The 26875-nt window shown below is 73.4% G+C and carries 20 protein-coding genes; 6 read left to right on the forward strand and 14 right to left on the reverse strand.

Annotated elements, in window-relative coordinates:
- Positions 1-2: 2 nt before the first annotated feature.
- Positions 3-488 carry a TrkA C-terminal domain-containing protein gene (locus AB0F56_RS01465; protein WP_362002783.1) on the reverse strand — a complete coding sequence of 162 codons (486 nt, stop codon included), beginning with the start codon at positions 486-488 and terminating at the stop codon, positions 3-5.
- Positions 489-571: 83 nt separating this feature from the next.
- Positions 572-1144: a TetR/AcrR family transcriptional regulator gene (locus AB0F56_RS01470; RefSeq protein ID WP_362002785.1), complete on the reverse strand. Its 573-nt coding sequence runs from the start codon at positions 1142-1144 to the stop codon at positions 572-574.
- A gap of 141 nt (positions 1145-1285) precedes the next feature.
- Between AB0F56_RS01470 and AB0F56_RS01475 the strand changes: the two genes are divergently transcribed.
- A complete protein-coding gene (locus tag AB0F56_RS01475; protein ID WP_362002787.1) occupies positions 1286-2317 on the forward strand; it encodes a medium chain dehydrogenase/reductase family protein in 1032 nt (343 codons plus the stop codon).
- Positions 2318-2402: 85 nt separating this feature from the next.
- On the forward strand, positions 2403-2804 hold the full coding sequence (locus AB0F56_RS01480; RefSeq protein WP_362002789.1) for a nuclear transport factor 2 family protein: 402 nt from the start codon (positions 2403-2405) through the stop codon (positions 2802-2804).
- Between the two features lie 16 nt (positions 2805-2820).
- Here AB0F56_RS01480 and AB0F56_RS01485 read toward each other — a convergent pair whose 3' ends face one another.
- The 4 genes from AB0F56_RS01485 to AB0F56_RS01500 form a co-directional block, all read right to left on the reverse strand.
- Positions 2821-4569, reverse strand: coding sequence for a bifunctional serine/threonine-protein kinase/glutamate ABC transporter substrate-binding protein (locus AB0F56_RS01485; protein WP_362003202.1), 1749 nt, complete (start codon positions 4567-4569; stop codon positions 2821-2823).
- A gap of 154 nt (positions 4570-4723) precedes the next feature.
- Positions 4724-5809 carry a serine protease gene (locus AB0F56_RS01490; protein WP_362002791.1) on the reverse strand — a complete coding sequence of 362 codons (1086 nt, stop codon included), beginning with the start codon at positions 5807-5809 and terminating at the stop codon, positions 4724-4726.
- Between the two features lie 24 nt (positions 5810-5833).
- Positions 5834-11203: a trypsin-like peptidase domain-containing protein gene (locus AB0F56_RS01495; protein ID WP_362002792.1), complete on the reverse strand. Its 5370-nt coding sequence runs from the start codon at positions 11201-11203 to the stop codon at positions 5834-5836.
- 147 nt (positions 11204-11350) lie between these two features.
- Positions 11351-12247, reverse strand: coding sequence for a DNA/RNA non-specific endonuclease (locus AB0F56_RS01500; RefSeq protein ID WP_362002794.1), 897 nt, complete (start codon positions 12245-12247; stop codon positions 11351-11353).
- A 106-nt stretch (positions 12248-12353) separates the two neighbouring features.
- On the opposite strand from AB0F56_RS01500, the gene AB0F56_RS01505 reads away from it, so the two are divergent.
- Positions 12354-13163, forward strand: coding sequence for a caspase family protein (locus tag AB0F56_RS01505; protein ID WP_362002796.1), 810 nt, complete (start codon positions 12354-12356; stop codon positions 13161-13163).
- A 21-nt stretch (positions 13164-13184) separates the two neighbouring features.
- On the opposite strand, the gene AB0F56_RS01510 is transcribed toward AB0F56_RS01505, so the two are convergent.
- The 8 genes from AB0F56_RS01510 to AB0F56_RS01545 all read right to left on the reverse strand — a co-directional run bounded on the left by AB0F56_RS01510 (position 13185) and on the right by AB0F56_RS01545 (position 24345).
- Positions 13185-16070 (reverse strand): AAA family ATPase, encoded by a 2886-nt coding sequence (locus AB0F56_RS01510; RefSeq protein ID WP_362002798.1) that lies wholly within the window; start codon positions 16068-16070, stop codon positions 13185-13187.
- Positions 16071-16275: 205 nt separating this feature from the next.
- Positions 16276-17973 (reverse strand): S8 family serine peptidase, encoded by a 1698-nt coding sequence (locus AB0F56_RS01515; RefSeq protein ID WP_362003204.1) that lies wholly within the window; start codon positions 17971-17973, stop codon positions 16276-16278.
- Between the two features lie 661 nt (positions 17974-18634).
- Entirely contained in the window at positions 18635-19519 is an 885-nt protein-coding gene (locus AB0F56_RS01520; RefSeq protein WP_362002799.1) for a GNAT family N-acetyltransferase, read from the reverse strand.
- Between the two features lie 117 nt (positions 19520-19636).
- Complete coding sequence (locus tag AB0F56_RS01525) at positions 19637-20536, reverse strand: hypothetical protein (RefSeq protein WP_362002801.1); 900 nt, start codon at positions 20534-20536, stop codon at positions 19637-19639.
- On the reverse strand, positions 20533-21552 hold the full coding sequence (locus AB0F56_RS01530) for an SPFH domain-containing protein (protein ID WP_362002803.1): 1020 nt from the start codon (positions 21550-21552) through the stop codon (positions 20533-20535). Before AB0F56_RS01530 ends, AB0F56_RS01525 begins: the two co-directional genes overlap by 4 nt.
- 53 nt (positions 21553-21605) lie before the next feature.
- Positions 21606-22334 carry a MerR family transcriptional regulator gene (locus AB0F56_RS01535; protein WP_362002804.1) on the reverse strand — a complete coding sequence of 243 codons (729 nt, stop codon included), beginning with the start codon at positions 22332-22334 and terminating at the stop codon, positions 21606-21608.
- Positions 22335-22420: 86 nt separating this feature from the next.
- A complete protein-coding gene (locus tag AB0F56_RS01540; protein WP_362002806.1) occupies positions 22421-23425 on the reverse strand; it encodes a DMT family transporter in 1005 nt (334 codons plus the stop codon).
- Positions 23422-24345 carry a phosphatase PAP2 family protein gene (locus AB0F56_RS01545; RefSeq protein ID WP_362002808.1) on the reverse strand — a complete coding sequence of 308 codons (924 nt, stop codon included), beginning with the start codon at positions 24343-24345 and terminating at the stop codon, positions 23422-23424. The genes AB0F56_RS01540 and AB0F56_RS01545 overlap by 4 nt, the downstream gene beginning before the upstream one ends.
- 159 nt (positions 24346-24504) lie before the next feature.
- On the opposite strand from AB0F56_RS01545, the gene AB0F56_RS01550 reads away from it, so the two are divergent.
- From AB0F56_RS01550 to AB0F56_RS01560, 3 genes are all read left to right on the forward strand, one after another.
- Complete coding sequence (locus AB0F56_RS01550; protein WP_362002809.1) at positions 24505-25122, forward strand: TetR/AcrR family transcriptional regulator; 618 nt, start codon at positions 24505-24507, stop codon at positions 25120-25122.
- Positions 25123-25151: 29 nt separating this feature from the next.
- Entirely contained in the window at positions 25152-25538 is a 387-nt protein-coding gene (locus AB0F56_RS01555) for a DUF488 family protein (RefSeq protein WP_362002811.1), read from the forward strand.
- Positions 25539-25626: 88 nt separating this feature from the next.
- Complete coding sequence (locus AB0F56_RS01560; RefSeq protein ID WP_362002812.1) at positions 25627-26862, forward strand: cytochrome P450; 1236 nt, start codon at positions 25627-25629, stop codon at positions 26860-26862.
- Positions 26863-26875 lie beyond the last annotated feature (13 nt).

Consider the following 26875-nt stretch of genomic DNA (forward strand, 5'->3'; position numbering starts at 1 on the left):
GCTCACTCCTGGCCGAGGATCGCGGCGGCCGCCTCGACGCCCTCGCGGGTGCCGATCACGATGAGAGTGTCCCCGCCGGCGAGCCGGAAGTCCGGTGCGGGCGACGGGATCGCGTCGGCCCGCCGCAGGACCGCGACGATGGAGGCGCCGGTCTCCGTACGGGTCCGGGTCTCGCCCAGGACGCGTCCGTTCCAGTGCGAGTGCGCGGACAGTTCGATCCGCTCGGCGACCAGGCCCAGGTCGGTGGTGGAGAGCAGGTTGGGGCTGTGGTGCGAGGGCATCAGCGCGTCGATCAGCGCTTCCGCCTCCTTGGCGGTGAGCTTCGCTGACAGCGCGCACTCGTCGGGATCGTCCCGGCGGTACGCGTTCAGTGTCCGGCTGCCGTCCCGGTGGGCGATCACCGACAGACGCCGGTGCTCACGGGTCGTCAGGTCGTAGCGGACGCCTATGCCGGGGAGCGGCGTGTTGCTCATCCGTGGAACGGGCACGAGGAACCCCCTGTGCGTGTCGTCGAAACAAGATACGAACGCGCCCCCGCACCCGGTCCACCCTACCGGTCCTGTCCGTACGGCTACCGGCCGAGCGTCGCGATCTCGTGCTCGAAGAGGGCTTCCGGTGACACGTCGTCCATGCCCGTGAAGTGGCCCGCGAGTTCGAGCGAGAGCACTCCGTGGAGCCGGGTCCAGAACGCCATCGCCGTGGCGAAGGGGTCCGGCGAGCCCGCGGCCTCGCCGGCGCGCAGGAGCACGCTCATGATCTCGGACGCGATGCCGGTGATCTCGTCCGGCGCGTGGTAGCCGGGCACGGGTGTGCCGTAGACGAGGAAGTAGCGGTGCGGGTCGGCGAGGGCCCAGCGGCGCAGCGCGCGGGCGATGGCGGAGAGGTCGGCGCGCTCGCTCTCCGCCTCGCGGACGGTGTCGGCGAGGCTGCGGTAGGCGTCCCGGACGAGTTCGGTGATCAGCTCGTCCCGGCCGGCGAAGTACCGGTACAGCGCGGGCCCGCTCATGCCCATCTTCTTGGCGATCGCGTTGAGCGACAGAGCCGAGGCGCCGTCGGCCGCGATCTGCTCCCAGGCCAGCTGCTTGACCTCGGCGCGCACCTGGTTCCGGTACCGCTCGCGTGGCGTTCCGCCGGTCTCCGTCATGGGTTCCTCCCGATCCGACACTGATGGTTAGACGGTATCACTCATGCGAATGCTTGACAGCTTCGCGAGAGGCAGGTTATATCTTGTAACGAAAGCGATAAGGCGTAGTCGTTACGTCGTCGACAGCGGAGGCAGGTCGTCATGAGCGTCATCGAGCGAGTAGAGGTCGTCCTTCCCGGCGCGGTGGAGCCCGAGGGGCTCCAGCTGCGGCACGGGCCGGTTCCGGCGGCCGGTGCGGGTCAGGTGCTCGTCGCCATGGAGGCGACCGGGGTCTCCTTCGCGGAGCAGCAGATGCGCCGGGGCCGCTACTACGACCAGCCGCCGTTCCCCTTCGTTCCGGGGTACGACCTGGTCGGCCGGGTCGCCGCGGTGGGGCCCGGGGTCGGCCCGCACCTGCTCGGCACCCGGGTGGCCGCGCTGACCAAGACGGGCGGCTGGGCCAGTCACGTCCTGCTCGACGCCGCCGATGTCGTCCCCGTACCGGAGGGTCTTGGGGCCGCCGAGGCGGAGACCGCCGTCGTCAACGGGATCACGGCCTGGCAGATGCTCCACCGCAAGGCCCGGATCAGGGCCGGTCAGATCGTCCTGGTGCACGGCGCCAACGGCGGCGTCGGCACCGTGCTCGTCCAGCTCGCGCGGAGCGCCGGGGTGAAGGTCATCGGCACCGCCTCCGCCCGCCACCACGAGGCCCTGCGACGGCTCGGCGTCACCCCGGTCGACTACCGGACCGAGGATGTGCCCGCCCGTGTACGGGAGTTGGCGCCGGACGGGGTCGACGCGGTCTTCGACCATGTCGGCGGCCGCAGCGTCGTCGACTCCTGGCGGCTGCTCGCGAAGGGCGGCACCCTCGTCTCGTACGGCAGCGCCGCCACCCGGGACGACTCCGGCTCGAAGCAGATGCCGGTACTGAAGATCCTCGGCCGCGTATGGGCCTGGCAGGCGCTGCCGAACGGCCGGCGCGCGTACTTCTACAACGTCTGGGGCGGCCGGGCCTTCGCGAAGGACCGCTTCCGCAGCCGCCTGCGCGCCGACCTCGGGCAGGTCTTCGAGGCGATGCGGCGCGGCGAGATCACGGCCAGGGTCGCGGCCGAACTCCCGCTGAGCCGGGTCGCCGACGCGATGCGGCTTGCCGAGTCGGGCACGGTGAACGGCAAGGTCGTGCTGGTTCCATGACGCTCGATCCGGGGTGGACAGGGCCGGGCCCCCGGCCCTAGCCTCCTCTCCAACCTATTCAATTATTTGAGTATTGCGAGGGCGTATGCACCCGTTCCGCAAGGCCGTCGAGAACCGTGACGCGGCCGCCATCGAGGCCCTGCTCGCCGAGGACGTCGTCTTCACCAGCCCCGTGGCCTTCAAGCCGTACGCCGGCAAGGCGATCACCGCCGCCATCCTCCGGGGCGTGATGCGGGTCTTCGAGGACTTCACGTACGAACGCGAGATCGCCAACCCCGACGGCCGCGACCACGCCCTCGTCTTCACCGCCACGGTGAACGGCCGCCGGATCCAGGGCTGCGACTTCCTGCACTTCGACGAGGACGGCCGGATAGACGACTTCACCGTCATGGTCCGGCCCCTGTCCGCCGCCCAGGCGCTCGCCGAGGCGATGGGCGCGCAGTTCGACCGCATCGCGCAGGAGGCGGCGGAGGGCGCGGCGGGGTGAGCCGCCCGGACCCGGGTCAGCCGGTCGGCGATGTGGCGGTGTCCGTCGCCTTGAGCAGCGGCAGGTTCCTCTCCACGGCCGCCGCCCACGAGCCGTCCGCCACCATGGCCTTCAGCGCCGTGTCGATGCGCCCCCGCAAGGGGCTGCCCTTCGGCAGCCCGACGCCGTAGCGCTCGTCGGTCAGCTTGAATCCGGCGAGTTTGAACTTGCCCCGGTACTCGGCTTGTGCGGCGTATCCGGAGAGCAGGGCGTTGTCCGTGGTGACGGCGTCGACGGTGCCGGCGGCCAGGTCCTGCATGCACACCTCGTACGTGGCGCGTCCGTGCACGGCCGCCCACGTGAGGTTCTTCGTGATGTTCTCGGCCGAGGTGGAACCGGTGACCGAGCACCATGTCTTGCCCTGCAGATCCTCCAGCCGAGTGACTCCCGCCTCCTCGGCTCGGAGCAGGACGTCCTGGTGGGCCGTGAGATACGGGCCTGCGAAGTCGACCTGTTGGGCGCGCCGGTCCGTGATCGCGTACGTCGCCACGACGAGGTCGACCTCACCACGGGTGAGGGCGCTCTCCCGCTCGGCACTCGTGATCCCCTTCCACTCGATGGCGGCGGGGTCGTGGCCCAGGGCGCGGGCGATGTACGTCGCGACCTCCACGTCCAGGCCCGCGTACGTGCCGTCGTCCTTCTGCCGTGCGAAGCCGGGCTGGTCGGACTTGATGCCGATCGTGACGGTGGGCGTGGTCGCGGGCGTGCGGGGAGTGCTCGGTGACGTGGACGCGGACGGCTTGTCGCCGCCCTTGGCCTTGGCGCCGCCGTCGGGCCACAGCGTCCAGGCCAGTACGCCGGTCAGCGCCACCGCTCCGACAACCGCGAGCCAGCTCTTCCGTACTCGGAGGGGCGCGCGGGTCGGTGCCGGTGGTGCGATCCGGTACGAGGTCGGGGTGTCGGGATCCGCCGGCCGCGCGTCCTCGGGCTCCGGAGCGGTCGCCGCGCCTTCGGCGCGCACCGCGCGCTCCGCCTCCGCCAGCAGCCCGTCGAGCGTGTCCGCGTCCGGGCGGGCCGCCGGGTCCCGTACGAGGACGGCCGTCAGCGCCCCCGTGAGCGGGCCGGCCTCGCGCGGGGGCGGCACGTCCTCGCCGAGGACCGCCGCGAGCGTGGCGAGCGTCCCGCCGCGACGCAGCGGGTTCTGGCCCTCCACTGCCACGTACAGCGTCAGGGCCAGCGACCAGAGGTCGGCGGCCGGACCGCCTTCCTCCCCGCCGACCCGTTCGGGTGCCATGAAGTCGGGGGTGCCGATGAGGGAACCGGCGGCGGTGAGCGCGGTCGACCCGTGGAGCGCCGCGATGCCGAAGTCCGTCAGGACCGGGGAGCCGTCCGGGCGCAGCAGGACGTTCGCGGGCTTGATGTCCCGGTGCTGGATGCCGGCCGCGTGCGCCGCGCGCAGCCCCGTGAGGATCCCGCGCCCGAGGGTGGCCGCCTCGCCGGGCGTGAGCCTGCCCCGGTCGAGCCGGTCCTGGAGGGAGCCGCCGGTGACCAGCTCCATCACGAGCCAGGGGTACGACTCCTCGCCCTCGTCCACGATGTGATGGATCGTCACCACGTTCGGGTGGGTGACGCGGGCGAGCGCCCTCGCCTCGCGCAGGACCCGGTCGCGCAGGGCGCGGGCGCCCGCGGGGTCGTACTCGGCGAGCGCCGGATCGGGCGGCCGTACCTCCTTCAGCGCCACGTCGCGGCGGAGCATCAGATCGCGGGCCTTCCACACAAGGCCCATCCCGCCGCCGCCGAGCCGTGCCACCAGCTCGAACCGGCCGTCGATCACCCGCGCCACGCCGCCCCCTTCGCCCCCGTCACCCTCCGTACCGGCCCGACTCTGCCACACGGGGCGGGAGTTCAGCGACGTGATCCCGAGGCCGCCCGGCCGTCGTTCAGACCCAGTTGATCTCCGCCTGCGCCAGCAGCGGATCGTCGATCAGCTCCCACAGGGGTACGGCGACGTTGCCGAGGCGGTAGCGGCCGCCGAAGTGCAGGCCGAGGACGCGGTGGTCCGTCAGGTCGAAGACCGGGGAGCCGCTGTTGCCGCCGAGGGTCGAGCAGTCGTGCTTCATCACCAGGCCGCCGGCAGTGAACTCCGTCGCCGTACCCGGCTGGAGGCGCTTGACGTTGTAGATGTCCATGAAGATCCGGCGCATCGACTCCGGCTCGTTGCGCCGCCCGTCCCAGGCCGGATAGCCGACCACGTACACCGGCCGTCCGGGCACGTCGGCGGGTGCGTCGGCGGCCACGGCGAGCGGCGTCGGCAGGGGGTCGCCGTCCGGCGGCTCGATCCGCAGGAGGGCCATGTCGACCTCCGGGTGGATGCCGATCACCTCGGTCACCTCGTACGCGGGCGACCCCGACCCAAGGCCCGGATCCGCCACGGGGGCCGCGGCCAGCTCCTCACCCGGGTCGACGCGCGCCGACATGCCCTGCTGGAAGGACCAACCCGCGTCCACGGCGCGGCTGAACTCCACCGCCACGTGCCGGTTCGTCATCACCGCGCGCGGCCCCACGAGGAAGGCCGTGCCGACCCAGTCCAGATTCGGGTGGCCGGTCACCTCGACCCGGCCGACGCGGGCGATCGACTCGCGGATCGCGTCCCGTCCGGCCTCCAGGACCGACCAGTCGCCGTCCTGGGCGGCGAAGTTCTGCCCCTGCACCAGGATCGCCGGCCTGCCCTCCAGGAGGACGATCGCCTCCACGCCGAAGTACTCGTCCTCGTCGATCTCGTCCGCCCGGTGCGCGGCCATCTTCTCCAGGCCGGCGACCCCCGCCTCCAGGACCCGGGCCCGTTCCTCCTGCGCGAAGCGGGAGATCTGGCCGGCCGGTGCCTGGTCCGGTGCCAGCTCCGCCGCCGATTCGGAGATCTCCGCCTCCAGGTGCCGGCGCACCCGCGCGGCGACGCCCGCCAGGTCGTCGAAGACCCGCTCGGGGCCGGTCGCGACCGGGGATCCGTACGCGTTCCGCGTCTCCATCTCACACCTCACCTCACGTCACGCTCAGGCGGCCCACATGTGGGTCTCGGGCCCCGGCACCGCCTGTGCGGCGCCGATCTCCTCGTACAACTCCGGTGCCGTCTCCTTCAGATGGGCCAGGATCCGGCTCATCTGGGTGCCTACGTTCACGAACGCCGTCGTCCTGCCCTGGTAATGGACCTCCTCGACCCGGCGGGTGCCGCGGTGGAGCGCCACGACCGTCCAGTCGTCCGTGAAGACCGGTGAACCGGAGGAGCCGCTGCGGGTGTCGGTGAAGTACCGGAGGTCCCGGTCGTCCGCCTCGAAGACGAGGTTGTTGCGCAGCGCCACCCGCTTGGGCTGCCCGCCGGGGTGCTGGATGATGTTGACCGCGACCGGTTCGGCGCCGGTCAGGAGCAGCGGCGCGGTCGCCACCTTGAGCACCGGGCGGGGCGGCAGCCCGGGCGAGAGCCGCATCAGCGCGAAGTCGAGGGTCTCGTCCCAGGCGACGAGGGCGCCCGCCGTGGCCTCCACGGTCTCCGCCTCGTCGGCGCCGTAGTCGAACCGAGAGCGGGAGTTGCGCACTTGGAGCTGGAGGTCGTCGTCGGCGACCCGGAGCACCACCCCGGGCGAGCGGGTACGGGCGTTCACGACATGGTGGTTGGTGATGAGGAGGTCGGGGGTGATGAGCCAGCCGGTGCCCGCGTGCGGGTAGGCGGGCTGGAGCGGGCGGCCCGACTCGAACGGCGGGACCTTCAGCCGGGCGACCGACGAGCCGGCGAGCACGCCGCCCTGCAGGAACTCGAACGGCACGGTGTCGTCCCGGAAGATGATCTCCTCCTTGGTCTCGGCCGGCAGCGTCCCGGGCGGCAGGTCCGGCTCCCCGGCGGCGTCCCGCGCCACGTCGTCGAGCGCCCGCTGGAGCACCGTCAGCGGGGCCGCGTCGACGGTCTGGGCGATCGCGTTGTGCAGCCAGATCTCCAGCGGAACCGTTCCGTCGATCAACCGCTCCACCTGGTTCATCACGTCCAGGTCGGAGTGCATCTGGCGCAGCGGGGTGTCCATCGCGGGCAGGCTTGCCCGGAAGTGCGCGGTCGTCCCCGCGAACAGCAGCCGGCGCACCCCGTCCTCGGCGAGCCCCGCGTCCAGGGCCGCGTTGCGGACGCGGACGAGATCCTCGGCGGAGAGGTACGGCTCCCCGCGGACCGCGCCCTCGGTCGCGGCGGGCGGGGGCTGCGACCAGAGGCCCCGGCCGTCCCCGCCGGTGGCGGGCTCCGTGGCGGGGCCGCGGGCCGGGGTGCCCGCGGCCATGGCGGCGGCGACGCCCTCGACCAGGTCACCGCTGGCGTCGCGGAGCGTGAGGGCCCGCCAGGCGACGCTGTCGAGCGTCCCGCGCTCGCGCGCCCGGCGCAGCGCCAGCTCCACCTCCGCCCGTGTCATCCGGGCGGTGTGCGGGACCGCGTGGCCGCCCGTCGACGTCCTCGTCGCGGTGGGGGCGGTTCCGGTGGGGACGGTCCCGGTGGGGACGGCCGCCGCGGGGGCCGTCGTCGCGGGCGTGCCGGTCGCCGACTCCAGGATCCGGATCAGGGGTTCGCGCAGCTGCGGTTCGTCGGTCATCGCCGTGTCGATCCAGCGGGCCAGGGCCTCGACGACCGCCTCGTCGTCGGCCGGGAGACCCACGAGGCGCAGCGTGTGCTCCAGGAGCTCGGGATCGACCCGGGAGGCCGTGGCCGCCGCCGCCCGGGCCAGGGCGGGCTGCCGGGCCAGCTCCTCGTCCGGCATGCCGCGCAGCGTACGGGCGAGGCGGCCGTCCATCTCGGCCGAGCCCTCGTCCGACAGCGCCGCCAGGCGCGAACGGGCCACCAGGACCCCCATCGACTCGTGCGCGAGACCGAGCCCGGCCGCGACGTCCTCCGCCTCCTGGAGGTCGTGGTCGGCGTCCGTCAGGTCGCCCTCGTCCTGGGCGAGCCGCGCGGACATCTGGAGCAGTTCGAGGCGGGTCCGCGCGCAACCCGCCTCGGCCGCCAGGCCCACGGCCCGCTCGGCGGTCTCCCGGGCCTCCGCGATCCGCCCGGACCGCGCCAGGGTCTCCACCAGCTGCCCGTGCAGCCTGCTGCACGGCGTCCAGGGCCGCCGCTCGGCCAGCCGCTCGACCGCCGCCTCCACGTACCCCTGGGTGAGGAGGTCCTCGACCTCGCGCGCGGCGATCCGCTCCCAGTCCTCCTGGTCGGCCTCGGCCATGATCCGGTCGGGTACGTGTCCGCCGAGCTTCCCGAGGAGGAACGCGGCCGAGCGGGGCGGCATGTCGCGGTCCGCGCCGGTCAGGTAGGGGGCCACCCCTGGCTCCCAACGCCGTTCCACCGCACGGGGGTTCTGGCCGAGCCGCAGGCGGTGGTAGATCTCCTCGGCGCGAGCCGCGGGCCCCTCGCGTGCGGCGTGGAACTCCACCGCCAGGTGGTCGACCGCCCGCATCAGGTCCGTCCGCGCGCTGTCGGAGAGCCGCAGCATGATCGAGCGCAGATCCGCCCGGTGCCGTACGGCCTGCGGCCCCGCCGGCTCCATCAGGTCGAGCCGCGAGACCAGCCGGCCGAAGAGGGCACGCGCCTCCTGGTCGGAACCGACCTCCAGACCGGCCGGTTCGGCGAGGACGTCCCTGACCAGCTCCGGGGTGATCACCCGCAGCGCCAGGCCCGCCTGCACGAGGGCGCGGACCGCTTCGTCCGCGATGTGGTTGAGGATCCGGTCGTACAACGTGCCCTGGATGAGCATCTGGTCGACCTGGTGGTGGAAGTACCGGCGGCGCGAGGGCAGGGTGCGCAGCAGGTCGCCGAGCGGCTCGGATCCGGCGCCCAGCAGGACGGTGGTCCGTGCGGCGAGTTTCAGGCTGAGCGGATGGCCGCCGATCCGGTCGACGAGGTCCCGGGCGACGGCCTCGTCGTCGACCCCGGAGGACATCAACAGGTCCAGGGACGCCTGCTGGTCCAGCTCGCCCAGTTCCATGGTGCGCGGCGTGAGCACCTTCGCCGGGTGGTCGATGGGGGCGCGCCCGGCGACGAGGTACCGCAGCCTGGGGTACGCGGCGCGCAGCGCCGACCAGATGGCCCACATCCGGCCGAGGACCGGGGAGCCCCGGTACTGGGCCTCCTCGAAGGAGTCGTAGGCGATCACCAGCGGGGGAGCGTCCTCGCCGTCCGGCGTGGCGACCGCCTCGGCGACCAACTCGGCCACCTGGCGGGCCAGTTCCTGTTCGCGGGCGCTGGCCCGGGCGTGGAACCCCGCCGAGTAGTCGCGGCCTAGGGTCGCGCGGGTGGCGGACAGCTGGTACAGCTCGTCGAGCTGGTTCCGTTCGCCGCGATGCGAGGCCGCGGTTTCCTCGCACTCGTCGGCGAGGGCGTCGAACGCGGCCCGGTGGGCGGGGTACTGGACGCCGAGCTGGCGGGCGGCCTCGGCGAGCACCGTGGCCGGTTCGTGGATGGAGAGCGTCGGGCGCTCGAAGTCGATGAAGGCGAAGGGGAATCCGGTGGGGGAATCGCGGAGGCTCTCGACGAAGAAGGTGGCGAGCAGGGTGCTCTTGCCGATGCCGCCCACGCCGTGGATGAGGACGGGCGGCTCGGCCGGTTCGGAGGGCAGCGCGATGTACGCGCGCAGGGCGTCGAGTTCGCGCTGCCGCCCGTGGATCGGGCCGTCGGACAGCCGTTCCAGGGGCTCGAGCAACCGGGCCCGCTCCAAACGGTGTTGAACGTGGTCGACGTCCGGAAGGCCGGCGATGCCGGGGATCTGGCGCAGCCACAGGACCGCCCGCAGGGTGTCGCAGAGCCCCTCGACGCTCAGCGTGTCGAGGTCGGCCGGTACGCCGGACAGCAGGGCGAGCGCGGCGCGCTCGGTGCCGAGCCCGTCGTGTCCCGGGCTTTCGCAGGGGCCTCCGTGGGCCGGTACGCAGTGCTCCGGCGAGGCGCCTTCGGTACGGGGGCCGGCGGGCAGGGTGCCGATGGTGGCCTCCAGGGCACGCCGGGCGGCTTCGGGGGTCGCGAACGCGCTCAGCGTCTCCTCGCGGACCTCGGGCTTCAGGACCCAGGTCTGCGTGGGGTGCGAGGCCAGTGCGGTGCAGTCGTCGACGAGGGCGAGGGCGGCGCGCCCGGTGGGGGCGCTCTCGCCGGGCAGGCGCAGCAGGGCGGGGTCGAACTCGTCCAGGAGGCAGGCCGCCTCCCGGTAGGCCCTGCGCAGCTGCGGCAGCGTGGTGACGGGCGGCGGATGGGCGGCCGTGCTCCGCAGCGCCAGCTCGAGCTGATCGGGGGCGTCGTCGCCGGGGGCGAGTTCGCGGGAGATCCGTACCGTCTCCTCCACCGCCGTGCAGACCCGGCGCATGTAACTGTCCGTGGAATCCGTCGAGTCGACCGCGTACAGCACCCCGGACACCGCCACGTCCACCAGGCGGGCGAGCGTGGCGGGGTCGGGCGGGGGCTGACTCTGGAGGAAGAACTCCCGGAAGAACGTGAGCAGATCGTCCTCGGTCACCACCTGTGCCGTGTCGCGGCACTCGTTCTTCCTTATGTCGTACGGGAGTTGGCGCATGGTGGGGGAGTAGCCGAGCAGGACGAGCCGGGGCACGGAGTCCTGCCGTACCGGTGTGTGCTCGTAGACGGCGAGGGCGAGCTTGCCGATGCAGTCCCAGACGTCCGAGGTCGGGTCGAGCTTGTCGCACTCGTCGAGCACCAGCCAGAAGCGCTCCTCGGCGGCCGTCGCCCAGCTCACGATCCGGTGCACGGCGTCGTCGACGGAGGGCAGTGGATCGTTCAACTGTGTGGGGTTCAACGGCGACCGGTCCACCCCGGGACCCGCGACGAACTCGGTGAGCCGCTCCACGAGCCGCGCCGCCGTCGTCGTCCGCGAGAGCGTGATCCGTACCGGACGGAAGCCGCAGTGCTGCCCGAGGTGGCGGATCAGCCGGTACGAGTACGAGCGCCCGCTGTCCGGCTCGCCGTCCACGACGAGCACCGTCTGCTCCGGGTCGGCGACGAACCCCCGGAGCTTCTCGCGCAGCTCGGCCCGGTCGATGAAGACCTCGGTCCCGTTCGCGAGCACCAGCGTGCCGAACGGATCGCGCGCCGAACGCAGCAGCTCCTCGTCCTCCCGCAGCCGCCTCAGCAGGCTCCGCGCCTCGGCGTTCCCGGCCGCCGTGAGCGCGTCGAGCCCGGTCAGGGCGTCCAGCAGGGCCCGCTGATGGGCGATGTCCTTGCGCGCCGCGGCGACCACCAGGTGCGCGTTCGCGTCCCGGTCCGGAGTGAGCACGAGGGTCCCGACGAATTCCGGCGAAAGCCCCACGCCCCGCAGCCGGCCGGCCGGGTCCGGGGTGTCGAGAAGGTACTCACGCACCCATGTGGTGACGAGTCCCCACTCCGTATCGGTGAGCGGCATACCGCACCTGCCCGGCGGTCCCGACTACCCCTCCTGTCATCGTTTCACCGGGCAGGGACGGTGGCAAACGGGCGACGGGCCGATCCGGACACGGGCGACGGGCCGATCCGGAGACGGCCCGCCCCCTGAGCCGGCCCCGCCCCGGGGTCAGCCCTGCAGCACGATGTCGTCGAACGACTCGAGGCGTCGCCAGCGGTCCTCCGGCGCCCGGAACGGCGGCATCAGATCGACGTCCGGCAGCGGCCCGAAGTCCAGCTCGGTGAGCTCGGCGATGTCCGAGACCGGCACCTGGAAGGTCCGGAACGGGCCGAGCGGCGGCGGCGCGCCCGCCTTCGCCCCGGCGAGCGCCCGCTCGGCGTCCCGGCTCAGATCGGGGCTCTGGTCGAGGACGTACGCGGTCGAGGCCAGCGCCCCGTCCTGCATGAACGCGGCCACCTTCCAGAATCGCAGCGGCACCTGGATACCCCGGTAGGGCGGGTCGGAGTCGTGCAGCACCGGGCCCGTGAGCACCGTGAGCCGCCGGTCGAACTCGGCCGCGTGGTCCAGGAGATGGTTCTCAAGCCCCTGCCACAGCTGCTTGCCCTGGTTGAAGACGTCCGACTGCGGCGCCGCGTTCGTGTAGTGGAAGCTGTCGGTGTTGGCCAGGCTCGCGACCGGCGCCGCGCCCCACACCGGATCGAGCCGGCGGACCAGATGGCCCCGGTCGAGACTGTTGTTCCGGTAGATGTCGTTGCCCGCCTGCTGTTCCTCGGGCAGCCGCGGGTCGAACAGCCAGACGTCGTCCCGGGGTACGTCCTCGGCCAGTTGGCCGCCCTCGATGCAGACGGCGGTCGAGGCGGCGAGCCGCCGGTCGGGCCGGAAGACCACCGTGAAATGGGTGTACGGCAGGATCACCGTCTTCACGGCGGCGCGCACGGGCAGCGGCAGCGGCACGGTCGGTCCCAGGAAGTCCTCGTCGTAGCCGGTGCGGTCGGCGAGCGAGTCCTGGCGCGGCTTGCTCCCGCGCGGATGCGGTGCGGAAGGCGAGGGATCGGTCGGTTCCATACGATGTAAGTACCGCGCATGAAGGGTCGCGCTCGGCACCGGGCGCAGAGGCCACTCGATCAGCCGCCCGGTGTCTCCCTCCCCACCTTGTTGAAGGAGGCACCTCATGCCCGCCGGAATCTCCCTCCACGTCGGACTGAACAAGGTCGACCCCGCCCGTTACGAAGGCTGGGACGGCGCCCTCATGGCCTGCGAGAACGATGCCCGGGACATGGCCGGACTGGCCCGCACCGCGGGCTTCTCCGACACCGTCCTGCTGACCCCCGACGGCACCGTCGACCAGGTCACCGCCGCGCTCCGCGAGGCCGCGGGGAGTCTCGGCCCCGGCGACATCCTGCTCTTCACCTACTCGGGCCACGGCGGCCAGATACCGGACGCCGCCGGGGACGACGAAGAGGCGGACGCTCTCGACGAGACCCTCGTGCTCTTCGACCGCCAGTTCCTCGACGACGAGGTGAACCGGGAGTTCCGGGCCTTCGCCGACGGGGTGCGGATCGTGGCCCTCCTCGACTGCTGCCACAGCGGCACCGGCATCGAGGCGCCCGGGGACGGCCCGTCGGGCGCCGCCGTCCGCCTGATGCCCCCCTTCCGGCAGCAGGAGATCTACGCGCGCGACCAGGGCTTCTTCGAGGACCTGCAGCGCTCCCTCGCGAAGGACTCCCCGAACGGGGCGGGCGAGGCGACGGCGCTCCTGATCTCGGGCTGCCAGGACAATCAGTTCTCCATGGACGGCGACAAGAACGGCGCCTTCACGGCGGCCCTCCTGGAGGTCTGGGACCAGGGCGCCTTCCGCGGCGGCTACCGCTCCTTCCACCGCGCCATCCAGAGCCGCCTTCCGGCCACCCAGAGCCCCAACCTCTACACGACGGGAACCCCGGCCCCCACGTTCCTGCGCCAGCGGCCCTTCACGGTCTGACCGAGCGACAACCGGACGCCCTCAGCCGCGCAGCGCCGTCGCCAGTTGGGCGCGGGAGCGGACGTCGAGCTTCTGGTAGATGCGGGTGAGGCGCGCCTCGACGGTCTTCACGCTCAGGTAGAGCTTGGCCGCCGCCTCCTGGTTGCTGGCGCCCTGGCCCACCAGGTGGGCGAGCCGCAGCTCGGCGTCGGTCAGCGAGGAGAGCGCCGGTGAGGCGTCCTCCCCGGCCGGGGTCTCGCGCACCAGCGCGAGCCAGGGGGCCGCCCCCGCCCGCTCGAACGCGGTGGCCGCCGCCTGCAGGGCGCTCTGCGCCGCCGAGCGGCGCCTGCGCCTGCGCTCCACCCGCGCCAGCGCGAACAGCGCCCGCCCGTGCTCCAGGGGAAGCCCCGCCGCCGCGAACCGCTCGGCCGTGCCGGTGAGCAGCTCCGCCGCCTCGTCCGTCCGCCCGCACCCGGCGAGGTACAGGGCGTACGCCCGGTCGCAGCCGAGCAGGACGGTCGTACGGCCCAGCTCCTCCGCCACCGGACGCACCCCGGCCAGCAGGTCGACCGCCTCCTGCGCGGCGTCGTTGGCGAGCAGGGCCTCCGCGAGCTCCTCGTGCCAGCGCAGCATCGACGGATCGACGGTCGACTGCGCCCGCTCGTTCGCCTGCACCCGGCGCAGTGTCTCCAGGGCCGAGGCGACGTCGCCGTTGACCAACTGGACCCGCCCCAGGGCGTAGAGGCTGCGGGACAGGAAGACCCGGTCGCCCTCCTCCTCCGAGGCCTGGACGCTGCGCCTCGCGTAGCTCGCGGCCCGCGCGAAGCTGCCTCCGGCCGTCTCGGCGAGCGCGAGCGTGTACCAGGCGGGTCCGGGGGAGAGGCCCGCCTCCAGGGTCAGCGCGAGGGACTGGCCCGCGTGCACGAGCGCCGCCGGGCAGGCCCCGATCCGGGACTCGATCGCGGCGAGCGTGGAGAACAGCTCGATCGTGTCCTCCACCGAACCGCGCCGCTGCACCAGCGGCAGCAGCGCGTTCAGCTGGTCACGGGCGTCGGTCAGCCGGTCGTCGAATAGGGTGTGACGGATCGTCAGGATTTGTGCCGCGTTACGGATTCCGAGCGGCCGCTCCGCCATCTCCAGGCCCCGCGCCTGCGCCAGCACCGACTCCGCGTCCGACGCCCCGAGCGCCCGGTCCATCCGCGCCTGTACGGTCAAAGCCTGCGCGGCAGTCCGGGGATCGCCCACCGAGGCGGCCAGCGCGGCCGATTCGACCGCCGCGGCCCGCGAGCGCAGCGGATCCCCGTCCGCGAGCACGTACTTGACGGCCAGTCGGAGAAGCACCCCGGCCCGCAGCGCGGTGTCGCCCTCCGAGTCCTCCATCGCGTGCACGTACATCTCGTCCAGGCCCGTAAGCCCCTGCCCCGCCGTGTCCAGGACGGCGAGCCGGGCCCGTACCCGGTCGGACCGTGCCGCGTCACGGGCCAGCAGATCGCTCGCGGCCCGCATCGCGAGGTCCGCCCGCGCCGCCCTGGCGGCCTCCTCGGCCGCGTCCACAAGCCGGGTGATCCGCTGCGCAGCGTGCTGGACGGGCGTCGACTCGGCGGCGAGCAGGGCCAGTTCGGCGGCGAGCGCGCTGTTGCCCCGGCGCCGAGCGAGATCGGCCGCGGCGGCGACCTCGGCCGCAAGCGCCTCGTCGGGGATGTCCGTGGCGAGCGCCCGGTGCCGTACCGCCTCGACCGAGTCGTCCACGACCCCGGCGAGCGCCGCGTGCCCCGCGCTGCGCTCCGCCCAGCAGGCGTCGTGCACGAGGGTCGAGGGGAGCAGCCCGGCGGTGAAGGCGACCGTGCCGTCCTCGGCGAGCGACACCAGGTCGGCCCGCTCGGCGGCGGCGAGGTCCGCCTCCGCGTTGGGGCGCCCGGCCCGCCGGATCAGCGCCGCCGTGGGGCGCAGGGCGAGGGCGGCGAGCAGCAGCGTCTCCCGTACGGAGGGCGGCGCGGCGCCGAGCAGCTGCCGCGCCAGATCGCGGGCCCGGCCGGACAGGGTCAGCGCCTCGGCGTGGTGGACGGGGGTCCGCGCGTCGGCGAGCGAGCGGCCCACGGCGAGCGCGAGGCGCGGGTTGCCGCCGCTCGCCTTGTGGATGCGGCCCGCCATCCGGGACGGCAGCCGGTGGTGGATGAGCAGTTCGGCGATCTCGTCGGCGTGCAGTGGCGGCACGAGCAGGATGTCGGCCTCCGACGGCACCCAGAGCCGGGTGTCGTGACTGTCCTCGGAGCCGTACGCCTCGGGGGTCTCGATCGCGATGACCCGCAGCGCGGGCGGGGCCAGGTGCAGGGCGAAACGGAGCAGGTCGGCGCTGTCGGCGTCGATGTGCTGCACGCCGTCGACGACGAGCAGCGCGGGGCCGCGGGCGGTGAGGGCCCGCAGGATCTGCGCGATGCCGAGGCGCAGCGCGATCGGGTCCCAGCCGCCGTCCTGCAGCGGCGCCTCCCGGCAGAGCATGGCGACCGCGGTCCGCTGCGGCCCGGGCAGCCCGTCGAAGACCCCGGACGCCAGATCGGTACGGGGCGCGGGCACGCGCGGTGCCGCGGCAGGGGCCTTCGGCTCGGCCGGCGCCGTCGGGTCGGGGAGCCCCGGCCAGGTCACGGTCGCCGCAGCCGAGGCGACGAGGGCGGCCGCCACCGCGCCCGGCATCTCGCGGTCGGCCGGCAGGGTCGCCAGCCACAGGACCGTTTCGCCCCGGGCCTCCGCCCGGGCCGCCTCGGCGAGCGCGACCTCGGTCTTGCCGACGCCGGCGGTGCCCGTGAGGAAGGCCCGGCCCCGAGAGTTGAGGACGCGTTCGAGCCGGGAGAGCAGTTCCTCGCGGCCCACCGGCGGCGGGGTTCCCCCCACGCCCGCGGGGCGCGGCGGAGCGTGCGGCGCTGTCGTCACCCGTCCACCCCCCTCCGGCCCTCGGGGCCCGGCCCGTGAGCCCCGTGGGGCAGAGAATACGGAGCGCACCGGCGCAGTCCAGGCCCTTTGTCCGGCATACGGACAGCGCTTCGCCGTCACCACGCCAGGACGCGCCCGTGGTGTAGACCACGAGCGCGTCGCTGACCAGCAATGATGCTGATGTGGGGGGTGGTTCAGGTGGGGCTCAGAAGGTCAGGTTCCACGAGTTGATGTAGCCGGTGTCACCCGAGGCCACATCGCGGACCTGAAGCTTCCAGGCGCCGTTGGCGACCTCGCTGGAGGCGTCGACGGTGTACGTGGTGACGACGTCGTCGGCGCTGTCCGAGCCGGAGGAGGCCTTCAGGTTGCGCACCGTGCCGTCGGGGGCGACCAGGTCGATGACCAGGTCCCCGCGCCAGGTGTGCTTGATGTCCACGCCGACCTTGAGGGCGGCGGGGGCGTTGCCGGTGCGGCCGGTGACGTTGATCGTGGACGACACGGTCGTGTTGTCGGAGATCGTGACATCGGTCGCGTTCGTGAAGACGGTGCCCGTGGGCGGCGTCGTGGTGGTGACGGCGTCCACGGTCTTCGCGGCGTCGGCGATGCCGGTTCCGCAGCCGCCGGTGCAGGTGCCGGGCAGCGGGCGGGCGTTGGACTTGATCGCGGACTCGATCTCGGCCGGGGTGAGGCTCGTCTTCGCCGACTTCAGCAGCGCGGCCAGGCCGGCGATGTGCGGCGCGGCCATCGACGTGCCCTGGTAGGGCGCGTAGTTCTCGGCGGACTGGGTCGTCGTGCCGGAGTTCAGCGTGGAGTAGATGCCGTTCTGCGGCGTGGTGACCGTACCCGGGGTGTCCGTACCGCGGCGGGTCTCGCCGCCCGGCGCGGCCACGTCCACGATGGAGCCGTAGTTCGAGTAGAACGAACGGTTGCCCTCACGGCTGGTCGACGCCACGGTGATGACGTTCGAGCAGTTCGCGGGGGTGAAGCCGGAGGTGTTGGCGTTGCTGTTGCCCGCGGCGACGACGACGGTGGTACCGCGCGAGACGGCGCCGTTGATCGCGGTCTGGTAGACGCTCGGGCAGGTGGAACTGGCGCCGCCCAGGCTCAGGTTGATGACCTTCGCCGGGGTCGCGTTGGCGGCGACACCCGGGACGGAGCCGCCGGACGCCCAGGTGATGGCGTCGGCGATGTCGGCGGACGAACCGCCGCACTTGCCGAGCACGCGCACGGGCTGGATCTTCGCGTTGTACGCGATGCCCGCGATGCCCTTGGTGTTGTTGGTGACGGCGCCGATGGTGCCGGCCACGTGGGTGCCGTGCCAGGAGGAGTTGGAGGCCTTGGAGCCGACGCCGCACTCGTTGTCGGTGGCGTTCCAGTCGCCCTCGTCCTTGGCGTTCGCGTCACGGCCGTTGCCGTCGCGGGCGTCCGCGGAGTCGGAGATGAAGTCGTAACCGTTGACGACATTGCTCGCGAGGTCCGTGTGGGCCGCGTAGCCGGTGTCGATGACGGCGACGGTCACGCCGGAGCCGGTCGTCTTGTCCCAGGCGGTCGGGACGTTCATGCCACCGGTGGCCTCGAAGAGGTCCCACTGCTTGGCGTACTCGGTGTCGTTCGGGGTGACCGCCATCGCGTAGGCGCGGATGTCGGGCTCGACCGAAGCGACCTGCGGGTCGGCGCGGAACGCGTCCATGACCTCGGCGACGTCCTGCTTGGTGGCGCTGCCACCCAGGTCGACCAGGGCGGCACCGCCGGCGAGGCGGCGCTCGAAGGCGAGGCTCTCGCCGGTCTTGGCGGCCTTGGCCCGAGCGTCGGTCTTGACCGCGTCGTTGGAGCCGGCCTCGGCGGTCTTGGCCTTGTAGGTGACGATGACCTTCTCGACCGGAGCGCTGGGCAGTGCGGTCATCGCCTGTGCGGCCGGAGCGGGCTTCGGCGTGACAGCGGCCGGGGCGGCGGCGAACGCCCCGGAGGAGGTGGCAGCGGCGCCGATGATCGCGGCACTCGCGACCACGACGGATATGACTCTCCGCCTGGAACTGTTCAATGTGTTCCCTTTCAAGCACGACGTAGGTGCGGAGCAGTGGCGGCGGCGCGGGAGCCACGGGGCGAAGTGGGGTCGCGGTCCGTCGGTCCCTTGGGCTGGGGGGCCCGTGCGCCGCCACCGGCGACGCGACGGCCCGGGTCAAGGCCGCCACCGGCGGAGATTACCCACCGCTCCACATGGACCTGTCAGTCGGGGTGGTTCGGAGGGAAGGGATCTGCCGGTGCGGCAGACAGTAGGGAACGACGAGATGAACCCGATACGGGGAAAACCCTTGTCGCCCCCCGAGGGGGGTGGGGGAGGGCCCGCCGGGGAGCCCGAGGGAGCGGCGGGGGAGTGGGGAGGGGGAGGGCGGGGAAGGGACGGACGCGTCGGCTTTCTGCTGCCCGGTATGAGAGGACGGGACGGACCGGTACTGGCGGGTGGCTCCCCGGTACTGGAGGGCGGCCCCGGTGCTGGAGGACAGCCCCGGTACTGGAGGGCGACCGTCACCCGTGTCCGAAGGCGCGGACGGCGCCGCCCGGTGTCAGCCGAGTTCGAGGGTCGTGACGCCGAAGACCCGCTCGCGCGCGATCGGCCGGACCGGCCCGGTGTACATCCGCGCCGTCTCGAACGTCGGCTCCAGGCCCCGGTCGAGCGCGATCCGGGCGGCCTCCGGATGGGACTCCGGCATGTCGACGGCGATCCCGGCCGAGCCGAACGCCCGCGCTTCCGCGGCGAGGGCGTCGAGGAGGGCCGCCGCGTCGGCCGGCGTGTCGGCGAACAGCGGCCCCACACGCGCCTCGTCCTCGGCCGGCCGCACCACGCCGTACCCCGTCAGGCGCCCGTCGACGACCCGCGCCAGGGCCCGGTGACCGGGCGTGGCCAGCCACGCGGCGAGGAAACGGGGGCGCTCGGCGTGGTGGCAGGCGCTGTCGTACGCGGCGAGGGCGGCGGGGTCTACGTCGAGGGCCGGGACGATGTGCGGGTCGGGTGCGCCGGAGCCGCCGAGGGAGTCCGGGGCGCTCGGCTCACCGACGTACCGTGCCGTGCGGTGGACGGAGGAGAAGCCGGAGCGGCGGTAGTTGTCCTGCTGGTCAGGCACCCCGTCGAGCCCGACGGACCGGTCGCCGGCGTGGGCCAGCGCGGTGCGCCAGGTCGCGAGCCCGTGGCCGAGGCCGCGCAGGTCGGGGCGGACGAGATAGAAGCCGAGGAAGGCGTACCGGTCGCTGTAGTTGACCACCGAGATCGCCGAGACGGGCTCCCCGTCGACCCGCCCGAGGAAGAACCCCTCGGGGTCCTGGGCGAAGAACGCGTCCGCGTCCGCCGCGCCCGGGTTCCACCCTTCGTCGACGCACCACCGCCGTACGACCGCCCAGTCCTGGAGCGTCGCGCGGGAGACCTGGAGGGAGCCGGTGGCGGGGAGCGTCATGAGGTTCCTTCGGCGGCCGAGGGAGTATCAGAACCGGGCAAAGCGCCCCGAGCATAGCGACCTGCCGACCCGCCCGACGCCCGCGACGGCGGTTTCCGGCCGTGGGCAGAACCGCATTCACCCCACGAGTCGCAAGGTCGTCGCGGCGACGCCCACGCGGATCGTCTGGCCCCACGTCAGGTCCAAAGTGTCCGATTCCATGCCGTCGCCGAAGGCGACCATGCGGTCCGACTCCACCGTGAGGCGCAGCGACGTGTCGGGGGTCAGGGCGCCCTCGACACGCGTCGTGCCCGTCGTCGGGGAGGGCCAGGCCTCGCGGACGAACCAGGCGAGGCGGCGGGCCGACGGGCCGGGGAGCGCCAGCTCGCTGGAGCGCTCGTGCCACAGGGAGCGCAGCCAGCCCGTCGCCCCCGTGCCCGTACCGACCAGGACGCCCGAGGACGCCTGCGGTTCGGGCGGCGACTCGGCGCCCTCGACCGTGAGGGTGTAGCGCGCGGTCTGGTGACTCGGCGGGCCGAGGTAGATCTCGTTCAGGGCGAGGAGGCGCTGCGCGTCGTCCGTCACCGCCTCCACCATCGTGAGCTCGTCCGCCCCCGCCGCCGGGGCGGCCGCCGCCCTCAGCAGCGCCCCCGCGTCCGCCGCCCGGTGCCGGACGAGGACGCCCGGGTTCCGGCCCGGGTCGGTGTCGACGCCGACGACCGGCTGCCCGGACAGGTACTTGGCGGCGTTGGCCACCAGGCCGTCCTGCCCGACGACCACCACCACGTCCTCGGGGCCGAAGAGGAACCGGTCCAGGTCCGCGCGCTCCACCCGCGCCTGCCGCCACGACAGCGGCACGGCCGCCGCCACCTCCGTGAGCGCCTGCCGGTTCCGCTCGTACCGCCGCCGTACGTCCTCGATGCTCCGGCCCCGGCTCGACAGGAAGAACGCCGCCTGCCCGTGCGTCCCGTGCCGCGCGAGCAACTCCTCGTACTCCGTGGTGCGGTGCACGAGCACCGCGCGCGGCGCCAGGCTCACGACGAGACCCCGCCCGTCCCACCGCCGCTGCCCAGCCTGCCGAGCAGCGCGGTCAGGATGTCCGGGGAGACCGTGACGCTCTCGATCCGCGGCAGGTTCGCCGCCGCCGCGGTCGCCGCGAGGGCGTGCAGCGTGCTCGGGTCGACCTCCGCGTGCACCCGGAGCCAGGCCGCCTGGGCCGCCGCCTGCGCCTCGCCGACCTCACGTGCCGCCTCGGCCTCGGCCCGCGCGAGCCGGACCTTCCGCGCCGCCTCCGCCTCCGCCCGTACGGCGTCGGCGGCGGCGCTCTCCTCCGCCTCGCGCCGCGCGTTGGTGCCGCGCTGGTCGACGAGCCGCTCCTCCTGCCGGGCCAGTTCGATCTTGCTGGCGAGCTCGTTCTCGGCGATGGTCCGCTCGCGCTCGACGGCCACGGCGCGGCGCTCGTAGGTCGCGCGGTCCGCCTCCTGCTGGATCTGCTCGCGTGCCGGGGTGCGCAGCGCCCGTTCGACCTCCGGCTCCGGACGGATCGCCACCACCCGTACCGCCACGACCTCGATCCCGGTGGCGGGCAGTCGCGGTTCGGCCGCCAGCCCGTCCGCGATCCGGTCCCCTACCGCCGCCACGCCGTCGACGAGGGCTGCCGCCAGCGGCGTCCGGGCCAGGACGTCGAGCGCGTGCTGCTGGGCCGTCTCGGTCAGCAGGGTGGCGATCTGTTCGAGGGGCGCGCCGCGCCAGGCGCCGGTGTCCGGGTCGATGGAGAAGTCCAGCCGGGTGGCCGCCGCGTCCGGCTCGCCGATGCGGTACGTGACGGTGGACTGCACGCTCACGTCCTGGAAGTCGGCGGTACGGGCGTGAAAGGCCATGGCCAGCTCGCGGTCGTTCACCGGCACTTCGGAGAGCGCGGCGGAGAGCGAGCGGTACCAGAAGCTGAGCCCCGTGCCGTCGTGGACGAGGCGTCCGCGCCGGTGGTGGCGGATGTGCGCGGTGGGTGCGGACCGCAGGTGGCGCCAGCCGGCGCGGCGGGTGATGTCGGCCATGAGAAACTCCCCCTTGTCGTCAGGTTGACGATAGGGGGTTCAGGCTCTTTTGGTCAAGATGACGAAATGGGGGGCTCGGGGTCGGAGGCGGCGCTTGTCTCGCCCTCCGGATCCGACTCCGGATCCGATGGGTCGTCCGACGGGTACCTGTACAGCTGGGCCGAGACGTCCTCGTGGGCCAAGCGGCGCAGGGACAGCAGGATCGGTTCGTACAGCACGGTGTACGCGACCGCCGCCTCGATCGCCTCCTCCAGGACCGGGTACTCGGCCATCACGTCGTACTCCTCGGCGGCGATCGGATGCATCACCTCCGCGTACCGCCGGATGTCCTCGGTGCCGCCCCGGTAGCCCAGCTCGCGGAGCGTCAGGACCGCGCGGGTCAGCGCGGCGAGCGCGGGCGCCTCGTCGAACACCCGCCAGCCCATGTCGGTGAGCAGCCCCCGCATCTCGGCGAAGACCTCGTCCCAGGGCGCGCGTTCCGGGTCGGCGGCGTCGGGCGGGGTGATCTGCGGGCCGAGCATGTACTGGGCGATGCCGACGCGCTCGTGGCGGCCGAACGCGGGGTCGTCCGAGACCGCCAGGACGTCGCGGGCCTGCTGGATCGTCATCCCGCCGACCGTGAGGAGCGCCCGGACCAGACGCAACCTGCGCACGTGCTCCTCGCCGTACTCCGACTGTCGAGCGGTGACCGGGGTTCCGGGGGGCAGGAGCCCCTCGCGCAGGTAGTACTTCACGGTGGCCACGGACACGCCACCGCGGTCGCTCAACTCGGAGAGGCGCAAAAGGATTCCACCGTTCCCATCGGCTCGACACGGTAGGGGAGTTCTATCCTCCCCTTAGAGGATAGTTCAGCTATCCAGTACGTGCGTCAGGCGACGATCGCGGGGGTGGCGGGAGCCGGGGCGGTCTCGTCGGTGAGGGGAGCGGGCAGCGGCTGACCCGCGGCCACGACCGGGGACGGGGTCGGAGCCGGAGCCTGGGCTTGAGCCGGCGGTACGGAGGTCGCCCCCGCCCCTGTCGTCAGGAGCACCACGCCCCGCGCCGCAACCAGTGAGGCGGCGGCCGCGACCAGCCAGCCCCACGCGCCCGCGCGGAACGTCTCGCCGAGCAGGGCCACGCCTATGACGGCGGCCGCGGCCGGGTTGGAGAGGTTCACGACGGCGAGCGGTGCGGCGAGGCCGCCACGGTAGGCGGCCTGGGAGAGCAGCAGCCCGCCCACGGCGAAGGCGGAGATCAGTACGGCGATGAGTGCCGTCTGCCACCAGACCGGCACCCCACCCGGCAACTCCCGCGCGAGCGCGGCGGTGAGCGTCTGCGTCAGGGCGGAACCCACGCCCGAGGCGACCCCGGAAGCCGTGGCGTGCCCGAGCCCCCGCCCGCGCCGCCGCCCGCCCCGCAGCGCTCCGTACCGGCTCCCCGACGCCAGGGTCGCGATCAGGAAGGCCGTCGCCGCCGCGACGATCAAGGCTTCCTGGAGGGTCAGTGCGTCGCCGGGGGCCGCCGGCCCTGTGACCGAGACGAGGGCGACGAGCCCGGCCAGGGTCAGGAGCGCGCCGCGCCACTCCGCGCGGGTCACCCGGCGCCGCGCGCAGTACGCGCCCAGGGGCAGGGCCGCCACGAGCGTGAGCGCGCCCAGCGGCTGAACGAGCGTCAGCGGGCCGTAGTGCAGCGCGGCCACGTGGGCGAGCGCGCCCGCCGCGTTGAGGCCGACCGCCCACCACCACTGGCCGCGCGCGAGCAGCGCGCGGAGCGCGCCCCGGCCGCCGGTGGAGGCCGAGGCGAGCCGGGACTGGGCGACCGCGGCGAGGGCGTACCCGGCGGCGGAGACCAGGGAGAGCAGGACGGCGAACACCGTGCCGTCGAGGCCGTTCATCGCAGCGCCTCCGCCGGGCGGGGCGCGCTGGCACGCGGTACGGCGCCGGCGTCGATGAGGTCGGCGCGGTCGTCCGGATCGGTCGGAGCCTCGCCCGGTGGCCGTACGAGCGCGAGAGCGAGCCCGAGCAGGGCGGCCGCCGCGAGCGCGTCGAACCAGTAGTGGTTGGCCGTGCCGACGATGACCAGCAGGGTCAGCGCGGGATGCAGCAGCCACAGCCGGCGCAGCCGCCCGCGCCCCGCCACGATCAGGCCGATCGCGACCATCAGGGCCCAGCCGAAGTGGAGCGAGGGCATCGCGGCGAACTGGTTCGCCATCGAGTCCGTCTCGGGCGTCGCGCCGTACACCGACGGCCCGTACACCCGCGCGGTGTCGACGAGCCCCGTCGCCGCCAGCATCCGGGGCGGTGCGAGCGGCATCAGCAGATGCAGCGCGAGCGCGGCGGCGGTGAGCAGTGCGAGGACCCGGCGGGACCAGAGGTAGTGGGCGGGGCGGCGCCAGTAGAGCCAGGCGAGGAAGACGACCGTGGCCGGGAAGTGCACGGCCGCGTAGTAGGTGTTGGCGGCCCGGACGAGCGCGTCGCCGTCGCCGTGCAGGAGGAGCGCCTGGATCGCCCCCTCGCCGGGCAGGTGGAACGCCCGCTCGACGTCCCAGATCCGGTCGGCGTTGTGGAAGGCGCGCAGCTCGTGGCCGTTGGCGAAGAGCCGGCCGAACTTGTAGACGAGGAAGAGAGCGGTGACGAGCAGCAGCTCGCGCAGCAGGGGTGGTCTCGGGGGAGCGGCCGTCGCGGGATGTTCCGGACCGGTCCGCGGTCCCTCCGGACCGGCCTCCGGTCCTTCTCGATCCGGCTGCGGTCCTTCTCGATCCGGCTCCGGTTCGGCGGGACGTGTCCCCCGAGTCCCGCGTATCCCGGCAGCCATGCCGCGGCCCCCTCACATCGTGCGTCAATCCGTCAATTCGGCAGCAAACGGAGGAAGCCTAGATCCGAATTCATCGAGACGCAAGCGTCTCGATACGTTTGCGTCTCGATTGTGCACCCCCTACTCTCGTATGTGCAGAGAGCTGTCCGGGAGGAAGCCATGTCCACGCAGGCCGCGAGCGCCGCCGCCCGCCGCAGCAAGATCACCCCCGAGCGGGAGACCGAGCTGTACGAGGCGGTGCTCTGCCTGCTCCGCGAGGGCGGCTACGACGCGGTGACCATGGAGGGAGTCGCGGCCCGCACCAAGTGCGGCAAGGCGACGCTCTACCGCCAGTGGGGGACCAAGCCGAAGCTCGTCACCGCCGCGCTCGCCAAGCAGCGCTGCACGTTCTTCGCCGGCATCGACACCGGCACCCTGGCCGGCGACCTTCGTGAGGCCGCCCACCTCGCCGCGACCCGCCGCGACCACGACGCCGAGCTGATGGAGGCCGTCAGCCAGGCCTACGTCCAGTACCCCGATCTGCGCGCGGCCCTCCGCGAGACCGTCATCAGCCCCGAGGTCGCGGCGATCGACGCGATCCTCCGCCGGGCCGTCGAACGCGGCGAGATCGACGGCGAGAACCCGGCCATCGGCTTCGTCGCCCCCTGCTTCCTCGGCATGCTCCGCATCGAGCGGCTCTTCGAGGAGCGGTTCGCGGACGCCTCGACCATGCGCGTCTTCGTCGACTCCGTCCTCCTGCCCGCGCTCATGCCGACGGGGCGAGCCACCGAGATGTGAGCGCCGGCCCCGTCCGGCACCCTGGATCCATGCCTTCCCCAGCTCCAGTCCCCGCCCCGGACATCCGCGTCCGACGGATCTACGAAGCCCCTTCACCCGACGACGGCGTACGGGTCCTCGTGGACCGCCTCTGGCCGCGCGGCCTGGCCAAGACCGACGCCCAGGTCGACGAATGGCCCAAGGCCCTCACCCCCTCCACCGAACTGCGCCGCTGGTACCACGGAGCGGAAGGCTCCTACGAGGAGTTCTGCCGGCGGTACGAGGACGAGCTCGCCGAACCCGCCGCGGCCGAGGCCCTCGACGGGCTGCGCGCCCTCGTCGCGCGCGGCCGCGTCACGCTCCTCACCGCGGCCAAGGACCCGTCCGTCAGCCACACGTCCGTCCTGGAGCGCGCGCTGACCGCCACGGGGCCGTAGCCAGGCGCACGCGTCGACGGTCACGATGGGGGAGGGCGGGCACCCGGCAGCGCCCGCGTTCCGCACCTTCCCGTACCGGAGGCGCCGCGTGGACCCGACGACGTACGCACCCCACGAGCTGCTCGACGCGTTGCAGCGCGACCCGTACCCCCTCTACGCCCGTGCGCGACAGACCGACGGTCTGACCTTCGTCCCCGAACTCGACGCCTGGCTGGTCGCCCGCGACGCCGACGTGCGCGAGGTGCTGCTGCGACCCGAGGACTTCTCCTCCTCAGGCTCCCTGCGGCCCGACGTCCTGCCCTCGCCCGCCGCCTTCGGCGTCCTCGCCCGCGGTTTCGCCCCGCGGCCGACCGTCGTCTCCACCGACGGCGCCGCCCACCGGCGCCACCGGGCCCCGATCAACCGGGGCCTCAACGCCGCGCGGGTGGCGGCCCTCGCGCCGTACGCCACCGAGGTCGCGACCGCCCTCGTCGACGGCTTCGCCGCCGACGGCCACACCGAACTCATGGCCTCCTACGCGGGCCGACTGCCCGCAGCCGTCATCGGCCGGCTCATCGGCCTGGCACCCGAGGACGTGCCGATCGCCGTGCACGGGAGCCACCGCGCGGAGCAGCTCCTCTTCCGCGCCATGGCGGAGGACGAGCAACTCGCGGCCGCCGAGGACGTGGTGGCCCTCCACCACCTCCTGGACCGCTACGCCCGCGCCCGGCACGCCGACCCGCGCGACGACCTCTGCTCGCTGATGGTCGCGACCGTGGCGCAGGACACGAGCAGCGAACTCACCCTCGACGAACGCGCCGAACTGGTGGCCAACCTCCAGAACTTCCTCATCGCGGGCCACCTCACCACCACCGCGCTGATCGGCACGACCCTGCTCCACCTCCTGCGCCACCGCGACCAGTGGGAGCTGCTCCGCACCCGGCCCGACCTCATACCCGGGGCGGTGGAGGAAGCGATCCGCTACGACACCGCCGTCCAGGGCTTCCGCCGCACGACGACCAAACCGGTCGTCGTCGCGGGCACCGAACTACCCGCCGGCGCCTCCGTCTTCGTCGCCTACGGCTCCGCCAACCGCGACGAGGCTCGCCACCGGGACGCCGACACCTTCGACATCACCCGGCCCGCGAGCCCCACCCGCCATGTCGGCTTCGGCCACGGCGCCCACGGCTGCCCGGGCTCCCAGCTCGCCCGCACCCAACTCCGCCTCACCCTGGAGCTGTTCACCGACCGCTTCCCCGACCTCCGGCTCGCCGAGGACCGGGAGGTCGTGATGCGGCCGACCCTGATCCACCGCTCGCCCCTGGAACTGCCCCTCACCTGGTGACCGCGTCGGCCGC

Origin of the sequence: Streptomyces sp. NPDC026092 (genome assembly GCF_040638605.1) — a bacterium.
GTDB lineage: Bacteria > Actinomycetota > Actinomycetes > Streptomycetales > Streptomycetaceae > Streptomyces.

What these genes read in the sequence shown, in the direction of transcription:
- AB0F56_RS01470 (WP_362002785.1), bottom strand. Translation starts at nt 1,144, where the DNA reads ATGACGGAGACCGGCGGAACGCCACGCGAGCGGTACCGGAACCAGGTG.
- AB0F56_RS01475 (WP_362002787.1), top strand. Translation starts at nt 1,286, where the DNA reads ATGAGCGTCATCGAGCGAGTAGAGGTCGTCCTTCCCGGCGCGGTGGAG.
- AB0F56_RS01480 (WP_362002789.1), top strand. Translation starts at nt 2,403, where the DNA reads ATGCACCCGTTCCGCAAGGCCGTCGAGAACCGTGACGCGGCCGCCATC.
- AB0F56_RS01485 (WP_362003202.1), bottom strand. Translation starts at nt 4,569, where the DNA reads ATGGGCCTTGTGTGGAAGGCCCGCGATCTGATGCTCCGCCGCGACGTG.
- AB0F56_RS01490 (WP_362002791.1), bottom strand. Translation starts at nt 5,809, where the DNA reads ATGGAGACGCGGAACGCGTACGGATCCCCGGTCGCGACCGGCCCCGAG.
- AB0F56_RS01495 (WP_362002792.1), bottom strand. Translation starts at nt 11,203, where the DNA reads ATGCCGCTCACCGATACGGAGTGGGGACTCGTCACCACATGGGTGCGT.
- AB0F56_RS01500 (WP_362002794.1), bottom strand. Translation starts at nt 12,247, where the DNA reads ATGGAACCGACCGATCCCTCGCCTTCCGCACCGCATCCGCGCGGGAGC.
- AB0F56_RS01505 (WP_362002796.1), top strand. Translation starts at nt 12,354, where the DNA reads ATGCCCGCCGGAATCTCCCTCCACGTCGGACTGAACAAGGTCGACCCC.
- AB0F56_RS01515 (WP_362003204.1), bottom strand. Translation starts at nt 17,973, where the DNA reads ATGACCGCACTGCCCAGCGCTCCGGTCGAGAAGGTCATCGTCACCTAC.
- AB0F56_RS01520 (WP_362002799.1), bottom strand. Translation starts at nt 19,519, where the DNA reads ATGACGCTCCCCGCCACCGGCTCCCTCCAGGTCTCCCGCGCGACGCTC.
- AB0F56_RS01530 (WP_362002803.1), bottom strand. Translation starts at nt 21,552, where the DNA reads ATGGCCGACATCACCCGCCGCGCCGGCTGGCGCCACCTGCGGTCCGCA.
- AB0F56_RS01540 (WP_362002806.1), bottom strand. Translation starts at nt 23,425, where the DNA reads ATGAACGGCCTCGACGGCACGGTGTTCGCCGTCCTGCTCTCCCTGGTC.
- AB0F56_RS01545 (WP_362002808.1), bottom strand. Translation starts at nt 24,345, where the DNA reads ATGGCTGCCGGGATACGCGGGACTCGGGGGACACGTCCCGCCGAACCG.
- AB0F56_RS01550 (WP_362002809.1), top strand. Translation starts at nt 24,505, where the DNA reads ATGTCCACGCAGGCCGCGAGCGCCGCCGCCCGCCGCAGCAAGATCACC.
- AB0F56_RS01555 (WP_362002811.1), top strand. Translation starts at nt 25,152, where the DNA reads ATGCCTTCCCCAGCTCCAGTCCCCGCCCCGGACATCCGCGTCCGACGG.